We start from the raw sequence: 24384 nt of genomic DNA on the forward strand, positions 1-24384 counted from the left end.
CTGCTGGATGTTGCGCCAGCCATCCATGTCACGCCCAACGCCGATCGCATGAAAGACGGTGCCGGACACACCCATGATGGCGGTAGCGCGCAGCCACCAGCGTGTCAGACGGCGGTCCGTCCGGGCATCGCCTAACGCGGCATGTGTGATGGCCACGGCAGCGGCAGGCGGCATGGCAACAGGCAGGACCATGAACGGGTCATGGAAACTCCCGCGGAAATGGAGCAACCCGGCCTCACCCGTTGTGCCGACCATGCCAGCGCCGGTAACCGCGCCGATGACGCGCCCTGCGGGCAGACCGAACAGTTTCGGCACGTCGCCGGATTTTGTCTCGCGCACTCGTTCAGAGAAAAAACCGAGAAGGCCAGAGAGGCCTATGGCCATGGGCGCACCGAGCGGCGCCCCGTAAAAAAGGTTTTGCCAGATGAATCGTCCCGGCTTCTGGACGACATTCCAGATGTGAAACCCGGTACCTATCAGCCCCACGAGCCCTGTCAGGGCATAAACCCCGTCGCGGACCAGATGCGCATGAGCGCGTCTATCCGCCGTGCCATGCGCCGAGACGGCGAGGGCGAGGGCCGAGGTAACAAGGGGGGTGTACATCGCCTTGTTCGCAAAATCGCCCCGGTAATGCTCGACGGCACTATCGAAAAGAACCGAAGCGGCCAGCGTGCCCGCGGAACGGTTGAGGCGTCTTGCGGCGAGATTGGCGCGATCCGCCGAGGGAGGCGGCTCGGCCGCAAGGGCAGGGAGGGCGGATTTCCGGCTCATGCGCCCGCCCCGTGTTGCGGCAGCGAAGGCTGCCGCTGTGAGCGCGCCGGTCAGGCCGAGGGCCCAGCCAACCGCGCCACGCGGGCCGCTATAACCCGGCACTCAGGATTTCTTCGAAGGCAGGAACGTGGCCAGCATTTCCTTCGCTGACCCACGGATGACATCGAGCAGTTCGGGTTCGGTCGGCAGGGAGGAGAGGAAAGCCTTGGCCTGTTGAAGGGTGATGTGCGGCGGCAAGGGCGGCACGTCGGGATCGGTGCGGGCTTCGAGGATAACAGGACGATCTGCGTCCAGGGCCTCTTCCCATGCACCGGCAATCTGATCGGGGTGATCGACCAGAATACCCTTGAGGTCGAGCAATTCGGCATATTTATGATACGGAAAATCGGGAATCGACTGCGTGGCGGTCGTCTTCCCCTCGCCAAGCTGCACGCGCTCTTCCCATGTCACCTGATTGAGGTCCTGGTTGTTGAGCACGAGAACGATAAGTTTGGGGTTTTGCCACTGCTTCCAGTATTTGGAGATCGTGATCATCACGTTCAGGCCGTTCATCTGCATCGCCCCATCGCCCATACAGGCAATGACGGTCCGTTCAGGAAAAGCCATTTTCGCGGCGACAGCATAGGGTGTGCCAGCCCCAAGCGAGGCAAGGCCACCCGAGAGCGAGGCCTTCATGCCACGACGGATTTTCAGATCTCGCGCAAACCAGTTGGCGACCGAGCCTGAATCGGCGGTGATGATCGCGTTTTCAGGCAAACGGGGTGACAATTCCCAGAACACGCGCTGCGGGTTGATCGGGTTGGCATCCGTCATGGCGCGGGCTTCGAGAACCTTCCACCACGTCTCGACTTCCTTCTCGATTTTTTCGCGCCAGCTCCGGTCGCTCTTGCGCTGCAAAAGCGGGATCAGGGCGCGCAGTGTAGCGGCGCTGTCGCCTTGCAGGCAGACCTCCATCGGGTAGCGCAGAGAGAGGTTAGAGCCGTTGATGTCGATCTGGACGCCGCGTGCCTGACCCGGATTGGGCAGGAACTCGCTATACGGATAGGCCGAGCCTACCATCAGGAAGGTGTCACATTCCTTCATCAGATCCCAGGACGGTTTGGTGCCGAGCAGGCCGAGTGAGCCAGTGACGTAGGGTAGTTCGTCTGGCACGGCAGCCTTGCCCAGAAGCGCCTTGGCAATACCGGCGCCAAGCAGGTCGGCAATTGCGATCAGCTCATCCGTGGCTTCCAGCGCGCCAGCGCCAGCCAGAATGGCAACTTTCTTGCCGGAATTCAGAATTTCCGCAGCGGCCTGCAGGCCGTGCATCTCCGGCACGGGGCTGATGACTGTCTCGCCAATGCCGGTATGGGTGAAGCCATGCGCGACAGGCGCTTCCTTGTAGGGTAGCTCCTGCAGGTCGTTAGGGACGATCACGATGGTGGGGGCACGTTTGTCACGGGCGATACGCACGGCGCGATCGATGGCGTGCCTCATCTGCGAAGGTTCGGTAACGGTAACGATATATTCCGAGCCGACATCCTTGCAGAGCGATTGCAGATCGACTTCCTGCTGGTAATTCGACCCGATACAGGTGCGCGCCTGCTGGCCCATGATGGCAACGACGCCCACATGGTCGAGCTTGGCGTCATAAAGCCCGTTGAGCAGGTGAATGGCACCCGGACCCGAGGTGGCAAAGCAAAGTCCGACCTGACCTGTGAATTTGGCATGGGCGGAAGCCATGAACGCCGCCATTTCCTCATGTCGTACCTGAACGTATTCCACACGCCCGGCATCGATCTCGCGCTGAAGCGCCACATCGATCCCGCCTGCACCATCACCCGGATATCCATAGGCCCTTTTCAGGCCCCATTCCTGAAGGCGTTTCCACATGAATTCGCTGACATTCATGGACATGGCTCTGATGCTCCGGCGATTGGCTGTGTGCCAGAGCAACGTCGCGTCAAGCGGGAATGTTCATTTTCATACTTTGTAAAATTATTTTATATTCATGAACCGGAATGATCAGAATTCGCTGTTTCCTGCGTTATCCGATGCGGAAAACGGGATGAACCGGGACAGGGTCAGCGTGGTGCGCGAGATGTCACTTTAACGTGACGATGCTGCAAAAGCGCCAGAAGCCTCCGGCCCCGTTCCTGCTTCATTGCCATCGTATCAGCATGAACCTTCGGGAGATCTTTTCATGTCCATCACGGCCAAACGGCGTTTGAAAGATATCTATCAGCTTACCGATTTCGAGAAGGCCGTTAAACGCTATCTGCCCAAGGCTGTGTATGAGTATGTGCGCAATGGCGCCGGGTCGGAAATAACCCTTCGCCGCAACCGGGCCGTCTTCCAGCGCTATTTGTGGCGGCCCTATCGCCTGCGCGATGTGTCCAGTCTCAACACCAAGATCACCCTTCTGGGTGAGACCTATGACCAGCCTTTCGGGTTCGCCCCGACGGGTGGTGCTGCCATGACCCGTTATGACGCAGACCGTATCGAGGCATCGACCGCGCGTCGCCATAACCTTTTCTATGCGCTCTCGGCCAATTCGCTCACACCTCTTGAAGAGATCATACGCATCAATCCCAGGGCCTGGTTTGCGGCCTATCTGCCCAGCGATATGGGCATCATCGATGGCATGATCGATCGTGTGCAGGAGGCGGGCTATCCCGTCCTTCTCATTACCTGTGACGTGCCTGTACCCGCGCAACGTATTGCCGAGACACGGGCAGGCTACTCCATGCCAATCCGGCCCAATCTGCGCGCTACACTCGGTGGCATGGCGCATCCGGGCTGGACATTCGGCACGCTGGGCCGCACGATCCTGCGTGATCGCAACCCAAAGATCGTGAACATCCGCCCTCAGGGTGGGCCAGGCCTCTTCTCCAATGAGATTGCCGCTGTCGGCGGGTCGCCTCACTTCACCTGGGACCATATCCGCCACATCCGGTCGCGATGGAAAGGCAAGCTCGTGCTCAAGGGGCTGCTGCGTCCGGAAGATATTGCCGAAGCGGCCCGGATCGGGGCCGATGCGGTTGGCATCTCCGATCACGGTGCCCGGCTGCTCGATTCTACCATCGCCCCGCTCGAGGCTCTTGGCGACATCAGGCAGGCAGCGGGCGATATGGCCGTGATTGTTGATAGCGGCTTTCGTTGTGGCGGTGATGTGCTCAAGGCCCTCACGCTTGGCGCCGATGCGGTCATGCTGGGGCGTCCGTTCCTTCAGGCCTGTGCGCTGGCGGGCAGTGCCGGGCTCGACAAGGCCATTTCCATTCTCAGCACCGAAATCAGCCGGGATCTGGCCCTGCTGGGTGTCACGGGTCTGGAGTCACTCAAGGAGGATCTGCTCAAGGATCTGGGCGATGTCCGTTTCGCCGAACAGGCGACGGAAAAAACCTGACCGACTGGGCAGAGGGGGTATCGGAACGCGGGGCAGCTTGTGTCATGATCGCGCCCACCTCCCACCCCTGGCGTGAAAGACTGGGCTATGAATGCGACCGAACGCGGCATACGTGAGCAGTTCTCCTTCTGGCGGGCGCTGTCGTCTCCCGGTTCTTCGCCCGAGCCCGGTTTTGCCCATGTGGTGATTGGCTGTGGCACTTCGGTGCATATCGCTGACAGCATTGCCTGTGCGCTGAACGAGGCCGGGTTTGCCGCGCGCGCGGTGCCGGGCAATGAGTGGACGCGTCGTGCCTCATCCTATGTACCGGCCGGGACACCCACCCGTATGCTGGCGCTGTCGCGCAGTGGTGAGTCGACCGAGACCGTGGCAGCCGCCGCGGCCGGGCTCAGGGCAGGGCTCGATGTCTTGGGCGTTACCTGTGCGCCCGGCAGCGCCCTGACGCGCGTTTCGAGCGAATCCTTCGAGGCTGAGACCCACCCCGAGGAAGGGATCGTGATGACCGCCTCGGCCAGTCTGATGTTGATGACGGGCCTGCGCTATGCCGGGTTGTCCATTACGCCTAATACGATCGTCGCTGCCGAGGCCCTTCTGGAGGCTTCCGACCCGCATCTTGTCTCACTGATTCAGGGCCGCTCGCATTTCGTGTTTCTTGGCGGCGGCGCCTATTACGGCGTGGCCCGCGAGGGGGCGTTGAAGATGCAGGAAATGAGCCTTAGCCAGAGTGAGGCGCATCATCCGCTCGAATATCGTCATGGCCCGACCAGCCTGATCGATGAACATTCCTTCGTGGTCATGCTCTATCATCCTGATACCCGTGAGGAGGAAGAGCAGGTAGCGCGTGAGGTGGTGGAGAAGGGAGCGGTCGTGCTCGGCCTTGGCGGTCTGGGTACGGTTTCCCTTCCCGTGGGCGGCGATCAGGGCGCGGGACCGCTGGTATGTCTGCCCGTGCTGCAACTTCTGGGCGAGTACGTGGCGCGCGCCAACGGGCTCGACACGCTGGCGCCGCGTCATCTGACCAAGGTCGTCACATTCGACGCTTGACCGGTTTATCCCGAGCAAGGTGTTCTTGCCCCGTGTTGCATCCGATGGGGCAGCCATCGAGCCACAGGTGGGGCCGTGCCTCGGGTGTGTCTGACACCGATGGCACGAGCCTATGGCAACCCGGACGGTCGCCAGACGCTGGGAGCGAGGAAAAATCGAATTCCTCGCCCAGACCTGCCGGAGCCGATCGATGCGCGCACCCATCGCCTACCACCCCGACATCGAGAAAGGCTCAACAGATGAAGGGGCCACTCACGAGCAACTGCGTCGGACATTCAGGCGCATCATTACGGCGACGCATCGTGATATCGGCACGGCTTCGCGCGGGGTTCATGCCAAGAGCCATGCCCTGCTTGAAGGGACATTGCATGTGGCGGCCAATCTTCCGCCGGAGCTTGCGCAAGGGTTTTTTGCGACACCCGGCGCCTATCGCCTGACGGCACGGCTTTCAGCCATACCGGGCGATCCGCTGCGCGATGCCGTTTCAGGGCCACGTGGCTTTGCCCTGAAAATTCATGACGTGCTCGGTCCGCTGCTGGAAGACAACAAGGGGGTGGCGGTACAGGACTTCCTGTTTGCCAACGGTGCCGTTTTCGGGGCACCCGATGCCAGGGGATTTCTTAAGAATCTGCGCGTGCTGGCGCTGACAACCGATCGGGCAGGGGGCGCCAAAGCGTGGCTTTCGCGCACGCTGCGCCTGATGCAGAGACTATTGACGCGCTTCGCCAGGCCCAGTGCCACGCTTGCTGCGCTGGGTGGATTCACACCCACTCATCCGCTGGGCGACCGGTTTTACTCGCAGGTGCCGGTGCGTTTTGGTGATTATGTCGCGAAGCTCGATCTCGTGCCTGAGTCAGAGAGCTTTCGTCGGCTGACGGGCCGTTTGATCGATATCGATCATGATCCGGTTGCGATACGTCGGGCAATCAGGCGCGTCATGGCGCAGGAAGGTGGGCGCTTCAGCCTGCGTGCGCAGCTTTGCCGCGATGAACAGCGGCAACCTGTCGAGAATGCCGCAACAGAGTGGAGCGAGGCTCTCAGCCCTTTCCACACTGTGGCAACGCTCGAATTTCCGCCGCAGGATAGCTGGAACGAGGCGCGATCATACCAGATTGATGAATGTCTCTCGTTTTCACCTTGGCACGGGCTCGAGGCGCACAGACCGCTTGGCAATATCATGCGCGCCCGACGGGCGGCTTATCCTTTCTCTGCGGGATTGCGGTCCAGGCTAAACGGATGCCCGATGAAGTTATTGCCGTGAAGGACGGTTGATCGTGCGTGTGTAATCGAAGCGTGTACCATGCGAGCCTTTATCCAGGCGATAGTGGGGATCGTCTGGTATAAGTGCTTCGGTTATTGTTCTACTGATTTTTACGACATAACATTTCTTTCATTTGATTGCAAAAAGTTCACTTTGTCATAAAACAGTCATTCAACTGACTTATTGGGTCGTTTATAGCATCGCGCATACGGTCCAGAAGCAAAGTCAGTCAATTTCATGCGCGCGCGTTCCCTTACTTCCCTGCTGCTTCTTTGCGGCGTTGTCATGCCGGAAACCGGTTTTGCCGCGGGGCAATCAGATGACATCGCCGCCCTGCGCCGTGAAATGCTTGAAATGCGGGCGCAGATGCAGGGGCAGATTAGCGATCTGCGTCGCGAACTGGCGAAGGAACGCACCCTGCGCCGTCAGTCGGAACTTGCGCAAAACAAGGCGGTGTCTAACCGTCATAGTCGTGTCACCGGCGTTGTTGGAACAGCCAGCTCTCATGATGTCGCTGATGCGCGACCGGGCTTGCATGTGACATCCGATGGGCCGCAGCACACCAAGCCTCATGAAGACGCCCCTGGTGTTCTCACGGCATCAGCCGGGGTGGGCGGCGCTGCCTCGCAAACCGCTAGGGCAGTGCATACCTCGGCGTCTCCTTCCAGCCCGGGGAGCGGGGCGGGCACTGCATCGCCCGGCCCTACATCGCCCGGTCAGGCGACTGGTGCTGGAGGGGAAGGCATACAGTTGGCATCGGCCCGGTCACATGGGGAGGGCAAGCCCTCTGACCCACAGGTGGCTTATGATACCCATCTGATCCCGCCGCCCGATCATGGTCTGAACATGTCACTGGCCGATTTCCGCCGGGCCACGAAATCTGCTGAAACGGTCGATATCGGCGGAATACGGATCGGCTTTCCTGCCGGGCGTCCGACCATCGCATCCAGTGACGGGCTCTATGCCTTTTCGGTGGGGCTGGTCATGCATCTGGATATTGGCGGTTTTCCGTCAACGGGCGGTACGGCTCAGGGGCAGACCGGTCGTTTCCCCAAGATGAACGAAAATGCCCGTCGCCTGCGTCTGCCGCTGACATGGCGTTACGGCAATCTTCTGGCCAACCTTACGCCAGAATGGGGGCGCACGGTCGACGGGACGGCTGGGCTGTATGAAGCCAATATGGTCTATAGTGGCATCCACAATTCGCAGTTCACCTTTGGCTATTATCAGCCGCGCGTGACGATGCAGGATTCAGAATCGTCCAACGGCTTCATTCTGATGGAGCGTGCCTCGATTTCGGAAGTAGTGCGTCTGATTGCTGCGGGCGATACCCGTATGAGCCTTGGTGGGCGCACGCATGAAAAGCGCTGGTATCTCGGCGCTTATCTGACGGGTCAGACTTATGGTGATCGCACCAATGACCCCACGGTGTCCGACAGCCAGATGGGTGGTTTGCTGCGTGTGGCAGGTCGCCCGGTGGCAACACCCAATGTCGATCTTCACCTTGGCATGTCCTCCACCATGTCTTTCAAACGCAACCAGACATCGCAGGGACGTGTCCTCTCGCTCAGCGATCGTCCTGAGACACGCCTGACCAATGAGCGTCTCGTTTCTACCGGGACCATCGCCGATATCGGCAAGGTCTGGGCGATCGGTCCGGAAATCGCCCTGCGCTACAGGGCCGCGCTCATCCAGGCGGAATATTATCATATCGGTGTCGACCGTACCGCAGCTGCAAGGGTCAAGGGTCCCGCGCCCAATCTCGGCTTTGACGGCTATTACGTGGCGGGCAGCTACACCCTGTTCGGACAGCCGCGGCGCTACAGCCCCAAGGATGCCGCGTTTTCATCGCCCGCCCCGACAGAGGATTTCGATATCTGGAACAACAAATGGGGCGCGCTCGAACTGGTCGGACGCTGGAGTGTGCTCGACTTCAACAGCAATCTGCGCGGCGATGCGCCTGCCTCGATGACGGGCGGGGTGCGCGGCGGCACACAGACCGTCTGGTCGGGTGGGCTGAACTGGTACATCAACCGGCATTATCGCATCCAGCTGCAGTACAGTCACATCGATGCCACGCGCTCCCAGACGGTCGGCACAGTCAATAACAAGGGCCGTTCGATCAACGCTGTGGGCAGCCGTATCCAGGCCGCTTTCTGAGCCGATGCCCCAGTTCGGAACGACCCGGGGCGTCAGGGGCATCTCCCTGGTTCAGGCGGTCTTCAGCGTTGGGACAGCGTACTTGCGATGCGGTCAGCTAGTTGCTCGAACAGTTTCTGCAGCAGGGCCGCCTTGGCCGCATCATCGGCCACACTACCCTGCACGCTGAGACTGGTACGGCCCTGACGCGCCGGGCGGGCGTCGTCGCCAGGGAGATCGGTCCATGAGGCAAGCAGAATAGCCTTACCCTGCCTGGTCAGATCCATACGCTCGATCGTGATGCTCAGGCGTGACTCCGGGGTTTCCAGAGGGGAATGGGCCGTGATCGTGCGTTGCGGCCAGTCCTGCGAAAGGCGCGCCACGATCAGATCGGTCGCTGATTGCGACAGGCGGCTGGCCCAGCGCCCGTTGCTGCTGCGTATCAATCGGCTGCCATCACGGACCAGGATGTCCTGTGTATCCAGATAGTCCGGCATGACGATGCGCGGAACATAGACCACCGCCGTTCCCGTGCCTGCCGGTAAGGCCGTGCCCGGATCCGGGGCAATTGTATAGAACTGTACGGGCGCCGAGGCACAGCCCGTCAGCAGGCCCAGAGCGATGGCCGGAATAAGCTGGCGCGTTTTCATTGGCGGCGTCCTGTCAGCAGAAGTTGCGGGTTGCGCTCCACATCATTGGCAAAGCCGCGCAAAGCTGCAGCCGCCGAGGCAATATCGCGCAAGCTGGCATCCAGATTGGCGCGATCAATCGAGCGGGGTGAGGTCATGCCTTGCAGGTTCGACAGTGTCTTGTTGGCGGTCACCATGGTTTCGCGGCTGTTTTGCAGCAGCAGACGCAATTCCTGCCCGCGAGCAGTCAATTGATCAGACCCGGTCGTGGCCAGCCGGTCCACGCTGGCCAGGGTGCGCAGCAATTGCGGCTGGACGGCTGTGATCATGTCATGTGCGGCATCGAGTGTCGCGCGTGTGCTCTGCGATGTCTGTTGCAGGTTGTCGGCAAGGGCCGGCAGGCGTTCATCGAGCATTTCGGCCAGATGGTGCATGATGGCGATGGTTGCAGCCGCGTCATCGCTGAGCTTGCGCAAAGGCAGGTGGGTGATGGTATTGGTAATGGCCTGAATGGACGATTGGCGCGTCGGGATCTCGGTCTCGTTCGTGAGTTCGGGATGCAGGATTGCCGGCGTATCGGGCGAGATGTCCAGATCGATCTGCGACGTGCCCGTGACAAAGCTCTTGAGGTTCATCTCACCGCGCAGACCATGATCGACGAGGCTTTTCAGGCTCGGAAGATGGCCATGCTTCTGCCCGGCCACCAGAATGTCGTCGCGTCGCAGCGTGACATAGACCGGGATATAGGCCTCGCGGTTTTTCGGATCGTATTCGATGGCAATGCGATCGACCGCACCGACCTGAACGCCACGGAAATTGACCGGCGCACCCACAGAAAGACCGTTGGTTGACCCACGAAAGATCAGGACTGCCCGATCTGTATGGGTGAACGGATGGAAATTGCCGAAAAAGACAAAGGCCGCCACCATGAGGGCCATACCACCCAGCACGAATGCGCCGACAAGGGCTTGCCTGTTCATGAGGGGGATCCTTCTTCGTTGCGTTGCCGGTTCATGAAAGCATGGACCTGACTGTCGTCGCAGTGATCGCGCAGAAAGCGCGGCGAGCCGTGGGCGATGGGTCTTTTGGTGATGGCATCGAGAAAAATGCCATCGTCTGCGATACTGAACAGACTGGGCAGTTCATGGCTCACGATGACGATGGTCGCGCCCAGACCGTCACGCAGATTAAGGATGAGGTCATCCAGACGCGCTGAGGTGATCGGATCAAGCCCCGCAGAGGGTTCGTCGAAAAACAGGATATCGGGGTCGAGGGCCAGAGCGCGAGCAAGGCCGGCGCGCTTGCGCATGCCGCCGCTGATTTCCGACGGTGCAAGATCGATGGCGTCGAGCAGGCCCACCAGAGCGAGTTTGAGCTCCACCAGCCGTCTGATGGCCCGGGCATCGAGAGAGGTGAACATCTGCAGGGGCAGGGCGACATTCTCGCCCACAGTCATCGAGCTCCACAGGGCACCGCTCTGGAACAGCACGCCAAAGCGGTGATTGATCTGCGTGCGATCGGCATCCGTGCCTTTCCAGTAGTCCTGCTCGCCAACCATGAAGCGGCCCGTAGTGGGACGCAGCAGGCCGATCATGCTTTTGAGCAGGGTGGATTTGCCGCAGCCCGAGCCCCCCATCACCGCGAAAATGCTGCCCCGCCGCACCGATAAATCGATATGCGACTGGATGACCTTGGGGCCGAAAGCGAGGGTCACGTCCTGCATTGTCAGGATGGCGGGAGCGGGGGGCTGTGTGTCTGTCTCATGGCTCATGGCTCAGACCCCCAGACTATTGGCGATGACAGCAAAGATGGCATCGAGCGCAATGACCCCAACAATGCCAATCACCACGGCCCGCGTTGCGGCAATACCGACATCTGCCGCCGATCGCCCGGCCTTGAGGCCGATGCGGCAGCTCGTCAGCCCGATGAACGCGCCAAACACGATGCTCTTGATGACCCCGAAGATGAACTGGCCGATGCCAAAGGCAATGACGGTCTGATGAAAATAGCCAAGGCTCGTGATGTCGAGCATCGATATGGCCACCACATAGCCGCCCAGCATGCCAATCAGGCAGCCATAGAGATAGAGAAACGGCATGGTGACAACGAGCGAGAGCACGGCGGGCAGGATGAGGTAGGAAGAAACCGAGATGCCGAAAACCTTCAGCGCGTCGATTTCCTCATTGCCCTGCATGGTGGATATACGTGCGGCATAGGCCCCGCCTGTGCGTCCGGCCATGATGATGGCCGTCATGACCGCTGCCATTTCGCGTACGGTCGCAATGCCGACCAGACTGGCGACATAGATACCTGCGGCGAATTTCTGCAGCTGCACGGCACCGACAAAGGCCAGAATGGCACCCACAAGAAAATTGACCACACCGACGATCAGCAGGGCTGACGGGCCAGCACTGAACAGATCGGAAGACAGGTCACTGCGCCGCAGGCCAACACGCCGGAACAGTGAGCGGAACGCTGCCAGCGCCGTGCCTGAGGCCATACCGGCCACGATACCCGTCTCGGCAAGCACATCAATCGCTTTGCCCCCGACATGCTCGAGGAAAGGCTGGCGGGGTTTTCTCCTCGGTGTCGCGGGGCCAGCCTGATCAGGAAGCAGATCAAGCAATTGCTGCATCGGATGTGGCAGGGGCGTGGTGTCGAACATGCGCTGTGATGCATCGCACAGGCGGCGCACATCCCACAGAAACGCGATCAGCCCGGTGTCCCAGTCCGTGACGCCTGAGACATCGCAGGCCAGTGTGGTGGCCTTGCCCATCGGGGCGAGTGCCTCAACCGTGCAGTCAGGCAACGCTGAATCATGGCTGAGCCAGGATCCGGTCAGGACGAGTCGTGCCGGGAGAGATGCCACATCCCGCGTCATGCGATCAGGGGGCGGGATGATCTCGAACCGGCCGGTTGGCGTCTCACCTGTCGTGTCAGCTATTGGATGCGCGCTCGAGGCAGGCGACGTTTCACGGGTGTCGGGGGTATGACGCATCAGGCCGTCACGCTGTCCGGTTGTCTAAACAGGAGGCGTCTTGTCGGGGCCGTACCGGAGGCTTTTGGTTTGCTGCCATCATAAGAGTGTATTGTGAGGGCAAGACTGCGCCCGCGCAAGAACAGCGGGCCCCACCCGGGGGCAGGCTGCCCGATATGTGATCACTGCAGATCATTCCATGTGGCGGTGGTCAGGTCGCTTACTTGCCCTGACATCCCGGTTCGGGCCAATCGATCAGTGTTCCTCCATATAGAATTCCACAGGAACGGTAAGGCTTAGCGTTGCACCCGATATGGTATCGGGCGGGGCAGGCAAAGGCTCGGCGCGCCGGACAAGCGCGAGGGTCTCGTCATCCAGCATGGCATAGCCGGTCGGTCTGACAAGACTGGCGGAGAGCACATGGCCTTTGCGGTCCATCGTAAAGCGCAGCATCACCGTTCCTTCCTGATGCTCGGCCTGTGCCTGTGCCGGATAGCGCTTGAAGCGTTCAAGCCGCGCCAGAAGACTGCCTTGCCAGCTTGCCTTGGCCTGCGACATTTCCCGCGTCGAAGGCGCTCCCTTGGCGCTGGTGGCCGATACGGTCGAAGGGGGCGCATCCGAAGGTGGGGGTGCGGTATTCGCTGTCGACTGCGTTGGCACGAGTGGAGCGACGTGGCGCGGTACGGGCGGTGTGGGCGTTACCTTGCGGCGCACCGGCGGCACCTTGATTTTGGCAGGCACCGGCACGGGCGGCAGGGGGGCGGGCGACGGAGGAGCCATGATTTCGGGAGGTTTTTCAGGCGCGGGCAGTTCCGGCGTGGCGACCTGAGGCGGCCCGGGCGGCCGCTCCTGGGGCGGCGAAGGAATACTGGCGGGCTCGGGTGCAAGATCGATGGCGATCGCAGCAGGCGGGGGCGCATAGGGAAGGGGCGGGGTTGCGCGCAGCGTCGAGGCTGCCCAGATCCCGAGACCCGTCAAGGCAAGGATGGCGAGTGCAGAGCAGCCACCAAGACGTCTTTGCCTCTGCCCCTCAAGCTTCTGATGAAGCTGGTAGACAGCGCGAAAGGACAGCATGTCTCCTGCTGCGGGTGAAGCCGCTGCCGGGGTGGCTGGCGCCGTGCGATAACGCCTTGCGGTCACGGTTCGTCGCCCTCCTCCTGACCCTGCAGATTGACGAGCGCCACCTTCAGGAACCCTGCCTTGCGCAGCAGATCCATGGTTTTCATCAGCGTCTCGTAATCCACGGTCTTGTCTGCGCGCAGGAAGATGCGCTCATCCTTGTGGCCGTTCGTCAGGGTCACGAGGCGCAGGGGAAGCGCCTCATTGCTGATATCGTCCTCACCCAGAGCCAGGGATTTGTCGGCTTTCACCGTGACGAAAATCGGATTGGCCGGACGCGGGGCAGGTTTCTGGGTTGAGGAGGGCAGATCCACCGGAACGTTGACCGTGCTCAGCGGTGCCGTCACCATGAAGATAACCAGAAGCACGAGCATGACATCGATCAGCGGTGTCACGTTCAGCTCATGGGCATCGAGCGCCGTGTCGTCGGCATGACGCATACGCAGCGCCATGATCAGCGGCCGGCCTGCTCGGCACGCGGTGTTGCAAAGCGCAGCACCTGCCCACCGCCGCCCTGCACATGCAGGCGGCTCAGGTCGCGTGAGACGAGACGCAGGATGAGCGCGGTGAGATCACCCACCTGCGCCTTGCAGCCAAGGCACTGTCGCGACAGGAAATTATAGATCACGACGGCTGGAATGGCCGCCACGAGTCCCAGCGCAGTGGCAAGCAGGGCCTCGGCAATGCCGGGGGCGACCACAGCAAGGCTCGTGGCCTTCGTGGCGGCAATACCGGTGAACGAGGTCATGATGCCCCATACCGTGCCGAAAAGCCCGATAAACGGCGATGTCGCGCCGATCGTAGCCAGAATTCCCGTGCCGCGCATCAGGCGACGCCCTTCTGCGGCTTCCAGACGCTCAAGATGCAGCATGATGCGCTCTTTCAGTCCTTCGCGGTCTTCCAGCACATCGGCAGAGCGTGTCCATTCATTGGAGGCTGCGAGCAGCAGGGCGCGGACGATGCCGATATCAGGGCAGAGCGACTGGGACTCGGCAAGCGAGGCTGCATTTTCCAGCTTCAGTTCGGCCTGTGACAGTGCACGCCTGACACGCATGACCTCAACGACCTTGGCGACAAACACCGCCCAGCTGATCACGCAGGCCACGATCAGCAGCATCATGACGAAGCGCACGACGGGGCCGGCACCGAGGAACATTTCCCACGGGGTGAAGGGAAGTGAGGCGAGGTCGCCAGCGGGCGCAGCCATGAGGCTCTCCTGTTCGTGTGAGGTGCGTACACCCCCATTCGGGGTTTTTGTTCTTGTTACGGGGTGTAACCAACCGCTCATTCCCTGTTAATCAGATTCATTCTCAATTACAAGAAGTCGATTGCACAGGAGAGCGCCCATGCTGGTTCACATTCCCAATGTCCTGACACCTGACGAGCTGCGTCATTGCCGTCAGACGCTTGAGCAGGCGTCGTGGCTGGACGGCAAGGTGACCGCCGGGCAGCAATCGGCAAAAGCCAAGCACAATCTTCAGGTGCCACAGGATTGCGAGGCCTCGCGCGAACTGGGCGAGATCGTGTTGCGGGCGCTGGGACGAAACCCCGTGTTCAATAGTGCCGCCCTGCCGCTGCGCGTCTTCCCGCCGCTATTCAACCGCTACGATGTGGGCATGAAATTCGGCGCCCATGTCGATAACGCCATACGCCCCATTCCCGAGAGCGGCTTCAGAATTCGGACCGATGTGTCCTCAACGCTCTTCATCACCGGGCCGGATGAATATGACGGGGGTGAACTGGTGATTCAGGACACTTACGGCGAGCAGCGTGTCAAACTGCCCGCTGGTGACATGGTTCTGTATCCGTCTACCAGCCTGCATCGCGTGAGTGAGGTGACACGCGGCTCACGCTGGGCCTCGTTTTTCTGGAGCCAGTCCATGGTGCGCGACGATACGAAGCGTGCGCTTCTGTATGACTTCGACCGTTCGATCATCGAGACCCGCAAGGCTCTCCCCGATGATCATCCGGGTGTGCTCGGGCTGACCTCGACCTATCACAACCTGCTGCGTCAGTGGGCGGAGCTCTGAGCCACCACCCGCCCGCGCTGCTGTCTTGCAGAAGTAGATGAAGGGGAGGTGCTTAGCCAGCGAGGCTGACGCCCTGTCTGCTTCATTTGTCTGATTGGCAATTCAGGCGTGATATTCAGGGCTGGCCCCATGATGGCACTTGCCGTTATGTCGGGCGTTCCGGTCTCCTGAACCCGAGTGTGCCATGTCGCCCCGCTTTTCCCTTCACGGGCAACGTCTCCTGCTGGTGGGAGCCCCGTTCTGCGCGGTTCTGCTGCCCATGCCTTTTCTTTATGGGGCCTCATGGCGCCTGCTTGGCGTGCCGGTGAGCCTGTGGTGGCTGTTTGCCTGTCTGCCGTTCACGACACTCTGCCTTGCCCTTGCACTCCGGCCCATGGGGCCCCTTAACGATGATGCTGCACCTGTCAGAGGGGCAGAACGTTGAGAGTGGCGGGTTTCGTTCTCGTCCTCCTGCTCGCTTTGGGATTGGCCTGCGCGCCGCTCAAAAGCGGTGTCAGCCGTGACCCTCGCGCCTTTTTTGCCGCACGAGGGCAGTTTGGCGTTGCGCTCTTTTTCCTGCTTTCAGTGGGCGAGACCTATTCGATCGGTTCGGTTTTGGGCTTTCCCGGAGGTATCGCCGCGAGCGGTTCCATCGACGTGGCATTGTGGTTTGTCGGGTATATCCTGCTCGCCTTCCCGGTCGGGATGGTGCTGTATCCCCGGTTATGGCGGGTGGGAAATCGTTTGGGTGCCATCACCTTGCCAGACCTCCTGGGGGGGTATTTCCAGAGTACGCTTGTCGGGCGTGTGACAGGGCTTGTGCTCGTGATTCTGATGCTCCCGCTGGGGACCATGCAGTTCATAGGCCTGAATACGGTATTCTCGACCCTTGCCCTACCGGTTTCCCCTGTCATGCTCAGTGCGTTCGCAGCATTGCTGGCGTTCCTTTTTGTGGCAGGTGCCGGATTGCGTGGTGCGGCGCTGAGTGCGGCATTGAAGGATGGCCTGATCCTGCTCTCCATCATCTGCGTGGCGTTTGCAGCCCTCCTGGCCTGGCCCCATCAGGCGACGCGACCTCTGGCAGCGGCGCTGCGGGGTGCAAGTCCACATCCTTTTTCGACCTGTGTGATGATCATGAGCACGATCGTGACGCAGGCTTTCGGCTTTTGCATCGCGCCACAAACTGCTGCCGCCGTCTTTTCGGCCCGTGATCCGCAAACCATCAGACGTGCCCAGATCTGGATGCCGCTTTATATGGTGCTGTTTCCGCTGCTGGTCGTCATTGCGTGTTTCGGCCTGACCCATCCCGTCATTATGGGACGGCCCGACTCAGTCTTTCTCTCGGTAGCGTCGCATCTGCTGCCGGGTTGGGGTGTCGGGATCGTCGCAGGCGCGGTGGCCCTGACCGCGCTCGTCTGGCTTGGGGCGGTGTGTCTCAGCCTTGCGGCGATCGTCACCGGCAGTTTCACGCCCCATCTTTCTGCTCCTGCGCAAAAGCGTACGGGTCTGGCCATCATTGCGCTCTATCTTGGCCTCTCCGTGCTGACAGCTGCCCTGCATACCGCGCTGATCGTGACACTCAACCGGCTGTTCTATGTAGGGCTGGTGCAGCTCCTGCCCGCCGTGCTGCTCTGCGTGACCGGATATCGCGTTTCCCCTGCACGGCTGCTTGCTGCCCTGTTCCTCGGACTTGTATCGGGTGGCGTGGTTTTCGCCTTGGGCTGGGGGCCCTTTGGTCTTAGTTCGGCTCTTCCGGGTTTGCTGGTCAATGGTGCGATACTGTTTCAGGCCGGATTGCCGCGCAGGGATACTGTCTGCCACGGCGAAATGGGGAGGAAGGCCAAAGGCGCCTGATCTCTGAAGGGTCAGGGCCGAATGCGGGAGAACGCTATCTGGGCGGCAAGAGCCACAAGAAGGGTTGTGACGCCGAGCACCGACAGGGACAAAAGCGGGTCCAGCAGAGCGTGGCCGGTCAGAGCGCCTCTCATGCCGTCAATGCCGTAGGTCAGCGGGTTGCTGAAGGCGAGCGCCCTTATAAGATGGCTCTGCCCTTCAAGGGGAAAGACAGCGCCGGAAAGATAGAAAAGCGGCGTCAGGATAAAATTGACGATTTGTGAAAAGCTCTGGGCATCGCTCATGACGGAGCCCAGCACCGAGCCGAAAAAGGCAAAGAGCAGAGCCAGAAGCAGGGCAAAGGCGAAGGCGAGCGCCAGATGGGCGGGTGAAGGGAGAACACCTGCCAGTATTAGGCATATCACACTCACGATGATAGCCTGGATCAACGCGACACTTGCCACACCCAGCGCACGTCCGAGCAGGACCCAGTGTCGGGAAACCGGCGAGACCAGTGTTTCCTTGATGAATCCGAACTGCCTGTCCCATAGCAAATCCGCACCTGAATAGACCGTGTTGAACAGGATACCCGCGCCCACCACACCCGGTGCGAGGAACGTGAAATAATCCCCTTCGCCCGCCTTGCGAAAAACCGGCGCAAAGCCCAGGCCGAGGGCAACGAGAAACAGGAAAGGCTGCGCCAGTGCCGAAATCAGCCGGCCTCGCGCACGCAAGAAGCTCCTGATCTGCCTGAGCCACAAATTATAGATGACATCGATCATCAACGCGGCTCTTCCCCGGCTGTCAGAGAGAGGAAACTGTCCTCCAGCGAACCCTGCTGGGCGTGATCCATCACAGCGCTGACCGCGCCTTGGGTCAGGATGCGCCCCTGTTTGATCACGGCGACGCTCTGTGCAACGCGTTCGACCTCATCGAGATAATGGCTCGTCAAGAAAATGGTCGTACCCTGATGGGCCTGCAACGCCTGTAGATGATCCCACAGCACACGCCGTGATTGCGGGTCGAGCCCGAGCGTCGGCTCATCCAGAAAAATTAGGGCTGGGCGGTGCAGCAGGGATCTGGCGATCTCGACCCGCCGCTTGAGACCGCCACTCAGGGTCCTGACCATCTGCCGCGCGTGGTCCGTCATATCGAACAGGGTTAGCGCGTCTGCAATACGTGACGCTCTCTCGGCACGCGGGATGCGGTAGAAAGCGCAATGGATCCAGAGATTCTCCTGCACGGTCATGGCAGGGTCCAGGGTACATTCCTGGAATACCACGCCGAAATGACGCCTTGCTTCCATCGGGTCATTGGCCAGATCAATGCCATTCAACAGGATGCGTCCGCTATCAGGGGGAAGCAGGGTGGTCAGCATCTTGATCGTGGTGGTCTTGCCTGCGCCGTTGGGCCCCAGAAAGGCGAAAATCTCACCGCGAGCGACCGTGAAATCCAGACCCGAGACAACCTGCCGATCCCCGTAGGATTTGACCAGCTTCTCCACCCTGATCACAGCCTGTGGCGCGCCTTCCATGCCTGAAGGCGCTGAGGGCACGGCATGCTCCGCTCTGCATGAGCGATCATGAGCTTGCTCGGTAGAGGGCGTGGCTGGCGTCAACGCGGTGATATCCCTGTGGTCAGGGTGGCAGTGCCGGTTTCCTGCCTCAACAGGCCCCAGCCCTCAAGTATGTCGATGGCGCTCTCGACACCCTGCTCTGCTTCGATCAGTGGACGCAATGAGGCGGCCTTGTCGCGCGGAGCGCGTGTTGTTGCGCGCCCGATGGCCTCGGCCAGCCTTTCGGCGGTGAGTGTCCTGCGCGACAGGCGTATCGGGCTGATACCGATAACCTTCAGGCGCCAGCTCCAGAAAAACTGGTCAGCCAGAAACGGTATGATCACCTGAGGCAGGCCGGCGCGCGTGGCAGCCGCCACCGTTCCAGCGCCCCCATGATGAACCGCAAGGGATACGCGGGGGAAAAGCCAGTCATGGGGGGCGTTGTCGATGAAAAAGATATCCCCCTCCTGGTCGGGCTTGAGGTTTTTGAGTGCCCCCCAGCCTGTCGCGACGATCGCGCGTCGCCCGGTCAGGCGCAAGGCCTTGAGAATGAGCGCGGTAAATTTCTCCGGTTTGCCGGTCATCATGCTGCCAAACCCGACATAGACCGGGGCCGGACCGGCGGCGAGAAATGCTTCCAGCTCCGGTGAGGGGCGCCAGCTTGTTTTCTGGTCGTAGAACCAGCTCCCGGTTACGGCAATGCGGTCACGCGACCAGTCAGCGGGTTGGGGCTGGATGTGCCGGCTGAAGGCATAAAGCAGATAGCGCCTGTTACCCGCGCTGTCCGTTTCGGACCACGGTCCCTTCCACCCGATGGGAGGCAGGGACAGCTCGCGACGCATGATCGCCACCGGAAAAGACATGAAACGCCAGATCAGGAATCGTGCCACATGGGTCAGCGCCTTGTGCAGGATACCGGGCAAGCGCAGGGCCGGGTTCGGCCACAGGGGAGGCACCCATTTCGACGGGGTCATGGGCATGAATTGCGCCTGAACGAACGCTATGCCCCGCCTCTGGGCAATCGAGGCTCCGAGTATCGTGCCGGAGCCCGATCCGATGACGAGTTCTGCCCCTTTCGTGGCTTCCATCGCCTGCCTGACCCAGAGAGGCATCCACCGACACAGGGCACGGGCGACCTGCCATCCCATGCGCAACTGGTTTCCCTTTTCCAGCACAGCATGTTCCTGTGTCATCAGATCGGCGAAATCGGACTCGATGGGGGCAAACCCGAGACCACCACCCCTTATGAGGGATTCGTGGCGCGCTGATGTGGCAATACAGACGTCGTGGCCCCGTCTGGCGAGGCCCTGCCCAAGGGCGACGAATGGACGCGCATCGCCCTGCGTACCGATGGTGAAGATCACGATTTTCATGGCGGCATCCGGTCAGGCTGCCGAGAGGCAGGATGCGGGCGTGCGGTCCTGCGCGAGGCTGATATTGATCCAACGCGCAACGGTCTCGACATGGCCGGGCAGCAGCATATCGCCATGACGGCAGTCAAGGTCATGGGCCGTGATATGGCCAGAGCTGTACGCCCTCCAGGCATACGGGTCGTCCGAGACGATCGTCACCTCGTTCTGGTTTCCCTTGTCCGCAGCCCTGAGGAACAGGATATCGGCATCATTGGGCGTCGGAACATGGGCGAGCAGCATCTCGATATTGCGTCTGGTAATCAGGCGCAGCTTCTCGGCAAGGCTGGTCAGGGCATTGAGGTCGATTTCAGGCAGATCCGGAAGCACCGTTGTGTCCAGCGTTTCCAGAAACAGATCGGCCAGGCCATCGAGCGTATCGGGCAAAGCTGCATCCTCGACCGGAGCGATCTGCAGGAATTGCAGGACAGCGCGTATGGCCTGGGGGCTATCTGGCGCAAGGCTCTGATCCTGGAGCAGGCAGGGATAAGAATCGAGCATGGCCAGTAGGGCTATGTCCTCCCCCTCCTGTCTCAGGAGAGACGCAATTTCATGGGCAACAACGCCACCCATGGACCACCCGACCAAATGATAGGGGCCGTGCGGCTGCAGGCGCCGCAATTCGGCAACATAGAAGGCCGCCAGGGCAGCGAGCGTTGCGGGCGCATCGTCCTTCAGCAGGAGTCCGGCATCCTGCAGGCCATAGACCGGATGGGACTCAGAAAGGAGTGGGGCCAGCGTGTTGAAGTTCCAGCTCATGCCGATCACGGGATGAAAACAGAAGACCGGCGCGTTTTGTCCCTGAGCCCGTATGGCAAGGCATGGTGCAAGCGGGTCGCAGGTGACCGAGCCCCCTTCGAGCAGGGGAGCCAGAAGCACAATTGTCGGAGCGGCAAAAACCTGCCCGACAGGAAGCGCGTAACCCTCGCGTGAGAGGCAGGCGATCATCTGTACGACCATGAGGCTGTCGCCGCCGAGTTCGAAGAAGCTGGTATGGATATCGACGCGTTCGAGCTCGAGCAGTTCGCCCCATAATGCGCTGAGCCTGCGTTCCGCCGGGGTGCGGGCTTCGGTGAAGGTTGTCGTCTCCGTCTCTTCACGCAGGGAGGCCAGCGCCGCCCGGTCGAGCTTGCCGCTTGTCATGCGCGGCAGTGTCTCGACGCAGACGATACGCACCGGGATCATCTGGGGGGGAAGGAGGCCAAGAAGGGTGCGTCTGATCTGTGAAGGGTCGAGCCTTGCGCCATGGGTCGCGGGTACGAGATAGGCGGCGAGGAGAGGCGCGCCGCGTGCAGGGTCTTTCTCGATCATCACGGCGGCCTGCAGGATTTCCGGCAGGCTGAGCAACGTACTTTCGATCTCACTGGGTTCAATACGCATCCCGCGTATCTTGATCTGCTGGTCGCCGCGCCCAAGGACGGTCAACGTCCCGTCATGTCCAATCGCCGCCCGATCGCCTGTGCGATAGGCCTTGCGTCCAGGTACCCCAAGAGGGTCGGGGATGAAGCGGCTCGACGTGAGTTCCGGCTGATTGAGATAGCCTGTGGCAACCCCGTCACCCGCAATCAGCAATTCGCCGATAACGCCATCTGGCAGAGGGGTTTGATCAGGCCCGATGATGTAAAGCTGTGTATTGGCCAGAGCATGCCCAGCGGCCGGCGTATCGGTTTCCTGAGGGTCGAGATGATGCGTTGTGGACCAGATCGTGGTTTCCGTGGGGCCATACAGATTATGCACCGCCCGGCCGAGATGCAGCATCTGGCGCGCCATATGGGCTGGCATCGCCTCGCCCCCGCTCATGAGCATCATACCCTGCAGGGCGCTGCTCTCGGCTGTGCCTAGCAGGGTCTGCCACAGCGTCGGGGTCGCTTGCATGGCTGTGATGCCATGTTCCCGAACAAGGGCTGCCAGACGGCCTGGCTCGAGGATATCCTCGCGGCTGGCAATGACACAGGCACCGCCGGATGTGAGCGGCAGGAGCATTTCGAGCACGGCAATATCAAATGTCCAGGCCGTGACAGCCAGAAGTGTTTCCCGCGCGCTATAGGCCAGTCTTTCCGTGATGGCATGTAGGAAGTTTGTCAGGGCCTTGCGGGGAACAACGACCCCCTTGGGTCGCCCGGTCGTTCCCGAGGTATAGGTGACATAGGCCGTGTCATCCGGGACGGGCGAGGACGAGGCCGTTTTCCCTCGCGAAAGTCGCTGAAGCGTGGACGTCTCGCTCGTAAGAGCCCATGCGGTGTATTCTGCCGCCCAGTCGATATGGGCAGCGTCCGGCACAATGACGGCACTGGGTTCAGCATCTTCGAGGATCAGTTTTGCCCGTGCCTGGGGCGAGGCGATATCGAGGGGCAGCCATGCGGCGCCTGCCTGCAGGACAGCGGCAACAGCAAGGATCATGCGTCTGTCGCGTGGCAGGGCCAGAGCGACCAGCTTGCCCGGCCCTATGCCTTCTGCCCGAAGCTGTTCGGCCAGTGCACGGCTTTGTCGAAGAAATACCTCACGCGTCATCACGCCATAGGCATCGCTGACGAGGGGGCCGGAGCCATGACCGACCCCTTTGTCGATAAGCTTTGTCAGGGGAGTGGTCGGCCAGTCGCGGCGGGTCGTTCGGTTTCTGGCTTCCTGCGCGGCGCGTTCTTCTGGCGTGAGCAGGGACAGATGATCGAGCGTGGTATCCGGTACGTTAGCGATCTGTTCAGCCAGACGCAGGATCCGGGTCAGATGGGCATCCAGTTCATGGGTCGCGTAAAGCGCTGGATTGGCATCGCATTGAAAACACAGGCCAGCGCCGTCCTTGCGGTCGAAGACGAAGATGGTCAGGTCTTCCATCGCGCCATTGCTCAGATTTTCGTTGCGCGCGGTGATGGGACCGAAGGAGAGATTATAGTCGAAAGGCTCGATATTGATGCCGATACGGCTGATCTGGGTGGTATTGCTGAACAGCCCGAGATCACGTCGCATATCCTCGTACCGATATTGCTGGTGGCGTAACGCATTACGCATGGCCCGACGTGCCATGCCGACCAGGTCGGCAAAACTGGTTTTGGGTGCGATCCTAAAACGCAGCGCTACAGCATTGGCGACCATGCCGGGCGTTTGTCTGAGCTGACGATTGGCGCGTGCACTGACGGGCATGCCCACGACAAGGTCGGATTGTCCGGTAACGCGATAGAGATAAGCCACGAGAAGGGCTGTGAGTGTCTGGGGGAGGGTCGCCTCCAGCGCACGGCCGATCCGGGTCAGACTCTCGGCGCGCTCATCCGACATGAAGGCGGCGCGGGTTATCGCGCCGCCAGCCTCACCACTGGGCGCACGTTGGGGGCGCAGCGACAACGAGACCGGCTCGGGTGCTTCTGAAAGCGCTTCGCTCCAGTAGGCTTTGTCCTTTTCGAAGCGTGGCGACTGCCGGTAGGCCTGTTCCTGCTCATGCAGGGTCGAGAGTGGCAGGAAAGCGGCCTCCGGGGGGGATATTCCGGCGTAGCGCGCGGTGTAGTGGGCTGCGACACGCGCCGCCACCATCCCGCCTGCAAATCCGTCCAGCACGGCATGATGACAGCAGTGAAACCAGATATGATACGTGTCGCTGAGCCGCAGTAAGGCGTTCTGCCACAACGGATCATGCTCCAGATCCAACGGGGCACGCAGGCGTTCAAGCATCCAGTCACGGGCGGACTGTTCCGGATCGGGCATGTCGTGGAACGCGATGACAGGACAGGCGACGGACCCTGGTGGGCGGATCGTGTAAACCGGCCCCTCTGGTTTCCTGACGATAGCGGTCCTGAGCGTCTCGGCCTCAGCCTGTACGCAAGTGAGTGACTCAATGAAGAGGTCTGTGCGGAGTTCGCCGCGAAGATGGATCGCCTCTGCAATATTCAGGCTCGATCCTGAAGGGGCGAGAAATTGCGTCATCCACAACCCGCGTTGTGCAGTGGTTAAAGGCAGCGTTTCAGCGCGGTTTTTGTGCAGCATCGTTCGGTGCCAAGGCCTCTTTGAGGTATTATTATTTTGGTGTGGCTCCTGCGAATTCTAGAGATGCATGGAATGTTTTACAATAACCAATACTACAAATGCAGCGTCACACTGGAACTTGATCGCCACTGGTGATCATGCCGCTGATACGTGCATGGTCGCCGTATGGCCTCGGGGACCTGCAAACAGGCCAATAGTCGCTGATCATGTGAAAAAGAACGGATAGAGTCTTTCAAACCATGGCGCGGGCAGGCGGAATGGTCCGGAAGTGACACGAAATA

At 60.8% G+C, this 24384-nt stretch carries 20 protein-coding genes; 7 read left to right on the forward strand and 13 right to left on the reverse strand.

From position 1 onward, the window contains the following. Both P792_RS32255 and P792_RS32260 read right to left on the reverse strand, forming a co-directional pair. Window positions 1–873 (reverse strand): hypothetical protein (locus P792_RS32255; RefSeq protein ID WP_023979470.1); only part of this gene is annotated, 873 nt, incomplete at its 3' end. After that, window positions 874–2661: a thiamine pyrophosphate-requiring protein gene (locus P792_RS32260; RefSeq protein WP_031241286.1), complete on the reverse strand. Its 1788-nt coding sequence runs from the start codon at window positions 2659–2661 to the stop codon at window positions 874–876. A 292-nt stretch (window positions 2662–2953) separates the two neighbouring features. Between P792_RS32260 and P792_RS32265 the strand changes: the two genes are divergently transcribed. The 4 genes from P792_RS32265 to P792_RS32280 all read left to right on the forward strand — a co-directional run bounded on the left by P792_RS32265 (window position 2954) and on the right by P792_RS32280 (window position 8621). Beyond that, window positions 2954–4156 carry an alpha-hydroxy acid oxidase gene (locus tag P792_RS32265; RefSeq protein ID WP_023979472.1) on the forward strand — a complete coding sequence of 401 codons (1203 nt, stop codon included), beginning with the start codon at window positions 2954–2956 and terminating at the stop codon, window positions 4154–4156. Window positions 4157–4243: 87 nt separating this feature from the next. Continuing rightward, a complete protein-coding gene (locus tag P792_RS32270; protein ID WP_023979473.1) occupies window positions 4244–5200 on the forward strand; it encodes an SIS domain-containing protein in 957 nt (318 codons plus the stop codon). A gap of 190 nt (window positions 5201–5390) precedes the next feature. Then, complete coding sequence (locus P792_RS32275) at window positions 5391–6461, forward strand: catalase family protein (protein WP_023979474.1); 1071 nt, start codon at window positions 5391–5393, stop codon at window positions 6459–6461. A gap of 237 nt (window positions 6462–6698) precedes the next feature. Next, the gene (locus P792_RS32280; RefSeq protein WP_023979475.1) at window positions 6699–8621 is read left to right on the forward strand and encodes an OprO/OprP family phosphate-selective porin; all 1923 of its coding nucleotides are present in this window, start codon (window positions 6699–6701) and stop codon (window positions 8619–8621) included. A 62-nt stretch (window positions 8622–8683) separates the two neighbouring features. Here P792_RS32280 and P792_RS32285 read toward each other — a convergent pair whose 3' ends face one another. From P792_RS32285 to exbB, 7 genes are all read right to left on the reverse strand, one after another. Then, entirely contained in the window at window positions 8684–9250 is a 567-nt protein-coding gene (locus tag P792_RS32285) for a membrane integrity-associated transporter subunit PqiC (protein ID WP_023979476.1), read from the reverse strand. Beyond that, window positions 9247–10209, reverse strand: a complete 963-nt coding sequence (locus P792_RS32290) for an MlaD family protein (RefSeq protein WP_023979477.1) — start codon at window positions 10207–10209, stop codon at window positions 9247–9249. The genes P792_RS32285 and P792_RS32290 overlap by 4 nt, the downstream gene beginning before the upstream one ends. After that, on the reverse strand, window positions 10206–11000 hold the full coding sequence (locus P792_RS32295) for an ABC transporter ATP-binding protein (protein WP_031241291.1): 795 nt from the start codon (window positions 10998–11000) through the stop codon (window positions 10206–10208). Before P792_RS32295 ends, P792_RS32290 begins: the two co-directional genes overlap by 4 nt. Window positions 11001–11003: 3 nt before the next feature. After that, window positions 11004–12110, reverse strand: coding sequence for an ABC transporter permease (locus tag P792_RS32300; protein WP_031241292.1), 1107 nt, complete (start codon window positions 12108–12110; stop codon window positions 11004–11006). 351 nt (window positions 12111–12461) lie between these two features. Further along, the gene (locus P792_RS32305) at window positions 12462–13346 is read right to left on the reverse strand and encodes an energy transducer TonB (RefSeq protein ID WP_235075504.1); all 885 of its coding nucleotides are present in this window, start codon (window positions 13344–13346) and stop codon (window positions 12462–12464) included. After that, window positions 13343–13777, reverse strand: coding sequence for a TonB system transport protein ExbD (gene exbD / locus P792_RS32310; RefSeq protein ID WP_023979481.1), 435 nt, complete (start codon window positions 13775–13777; stop codon window positions 13343–13345). Before exbD ends, P792_RS32305 begins: the two co-directional genes overlap by 4 nt. Window positions 13778–13779: 2 nt before the next feature. Further along, window positions 13780–14532: a tonB-system energizer ExbB gene (gene exbB / locus P792_RS32315; protein ID WP_023979482.1), complete on the reverse strand. Its 753-nt coding sequence runs from the start codon at window positions 14530–14532 to the stop codon at window positions 13780–13782. Between the two features lie 139 nt (window positions 14533–14671). Here exbB and P792_RS32320 point away from each other — a divergent pair, with 139 nt between their 5' ends. The 3 genes from P792_RS32320 to P792_RS32330 all read left to right on the forward strand — a co-directional run bounded on the left by P792_RS32320 (window position 14672) and on the right by P792_RS32330 (window position 17188). Beyond that, window positions 14672–15355, forward strand: coding sequence for a Fe2+-dependent dioxygenase (locus P792_RS32320; protein WP_023979483.1), 684 nt, complete (start codon window positions 14672–14674; stop codon window positions 15353–15355). Window positions 15356–15539: 184 nt separating this feature from the next. Beyond that, window positions 15540–15779, forward strand: coding sequence for a hypothetical protein (locus P792_RS32325; protein WP_035440434.1), 240 nt, complete (start codon window positions 15540–15542; stop codon window positions 15777–15779). Between the two features lie 2 nt (window positions 15780–15781). Further along, a complete protein-coding gene (locus P792_RS32330; protein ID WP_023979485.1) occupies window positions 15782–17188 on the forward strand; it encodes a sodium:solute symporter in 1407 nt (468 codons plus the stop codon). An 11-nt stretch (window positions 17189–17199) separates the two neighbouring features. Here P792_RS32330 and P792_RS32335 read toward each other — a convergent pair whose 3' ends face one another. The 4 genes from P792_RS32335 to P792_RS32350 are packed head-to-tail and all read right to left on the reverse strand — an operon-like array spanning window position 17200 to window position 24103. Then, window positions 17200–17949 (reverse strand): ABC transporter permease, encoded by a 750-nt coding sequence (locus P792_RS32335; RefSeq protein ID WP_023979486.1) that lies wholly within the window; start codon window positions 17947–17949, stop codon window positions 17200–17202. Continuing rightward, window positions 17949–18722 (reverse strand): ABC transporter ATP-binding protein, encoded by a 774-nt coding sequence (locus P792_RS32340; protein ID WP_152530253.1) that lies wholly within the window; start codon window positions 18720–18722, stop codon window positions 17949–17951. The genes P792_RS32335 and P792_RS32340 overlap by 1 nt, the downstream gene beginning before the upstream one ends. Before the next feature lie 59 nt (window positions 18723–18781). Beyond that, window positions 18782–20095, reverse strand: a complete 1314-nt coding sequence (locus P792_RS32345; protein WP_023979488.1) for a glycosyltransferase — start codon at window positions 20093–20095, stop codon at window positions 18782–18784. 12 nt (window positions 20096–20107) lie between these two features. Continuing rightward, the gene (locus tag P792_RS32350; protein ID WP_023979489.1) at window positions 20108–24103 is read right to left on the reverse strand and encodes a non-ribosomal peptide synthetase; all 3996 of its coding nucleotides are present in this window, start codon (window positions 24101–24103) and stop codon (window positions 20108–20110) included. Window positions 24104–24384: the final 281 nt, after the last annotated feature.

This window comes from Asaia sp. SF2.1, assembly GCF_000505765.1.
Classification (GTDB): Bacteria; Pseudomonadota; Alphaproteobacteria; order Acetobacterales; family Acetobacteraceae; genus Asaia; species Asaia bogorensis.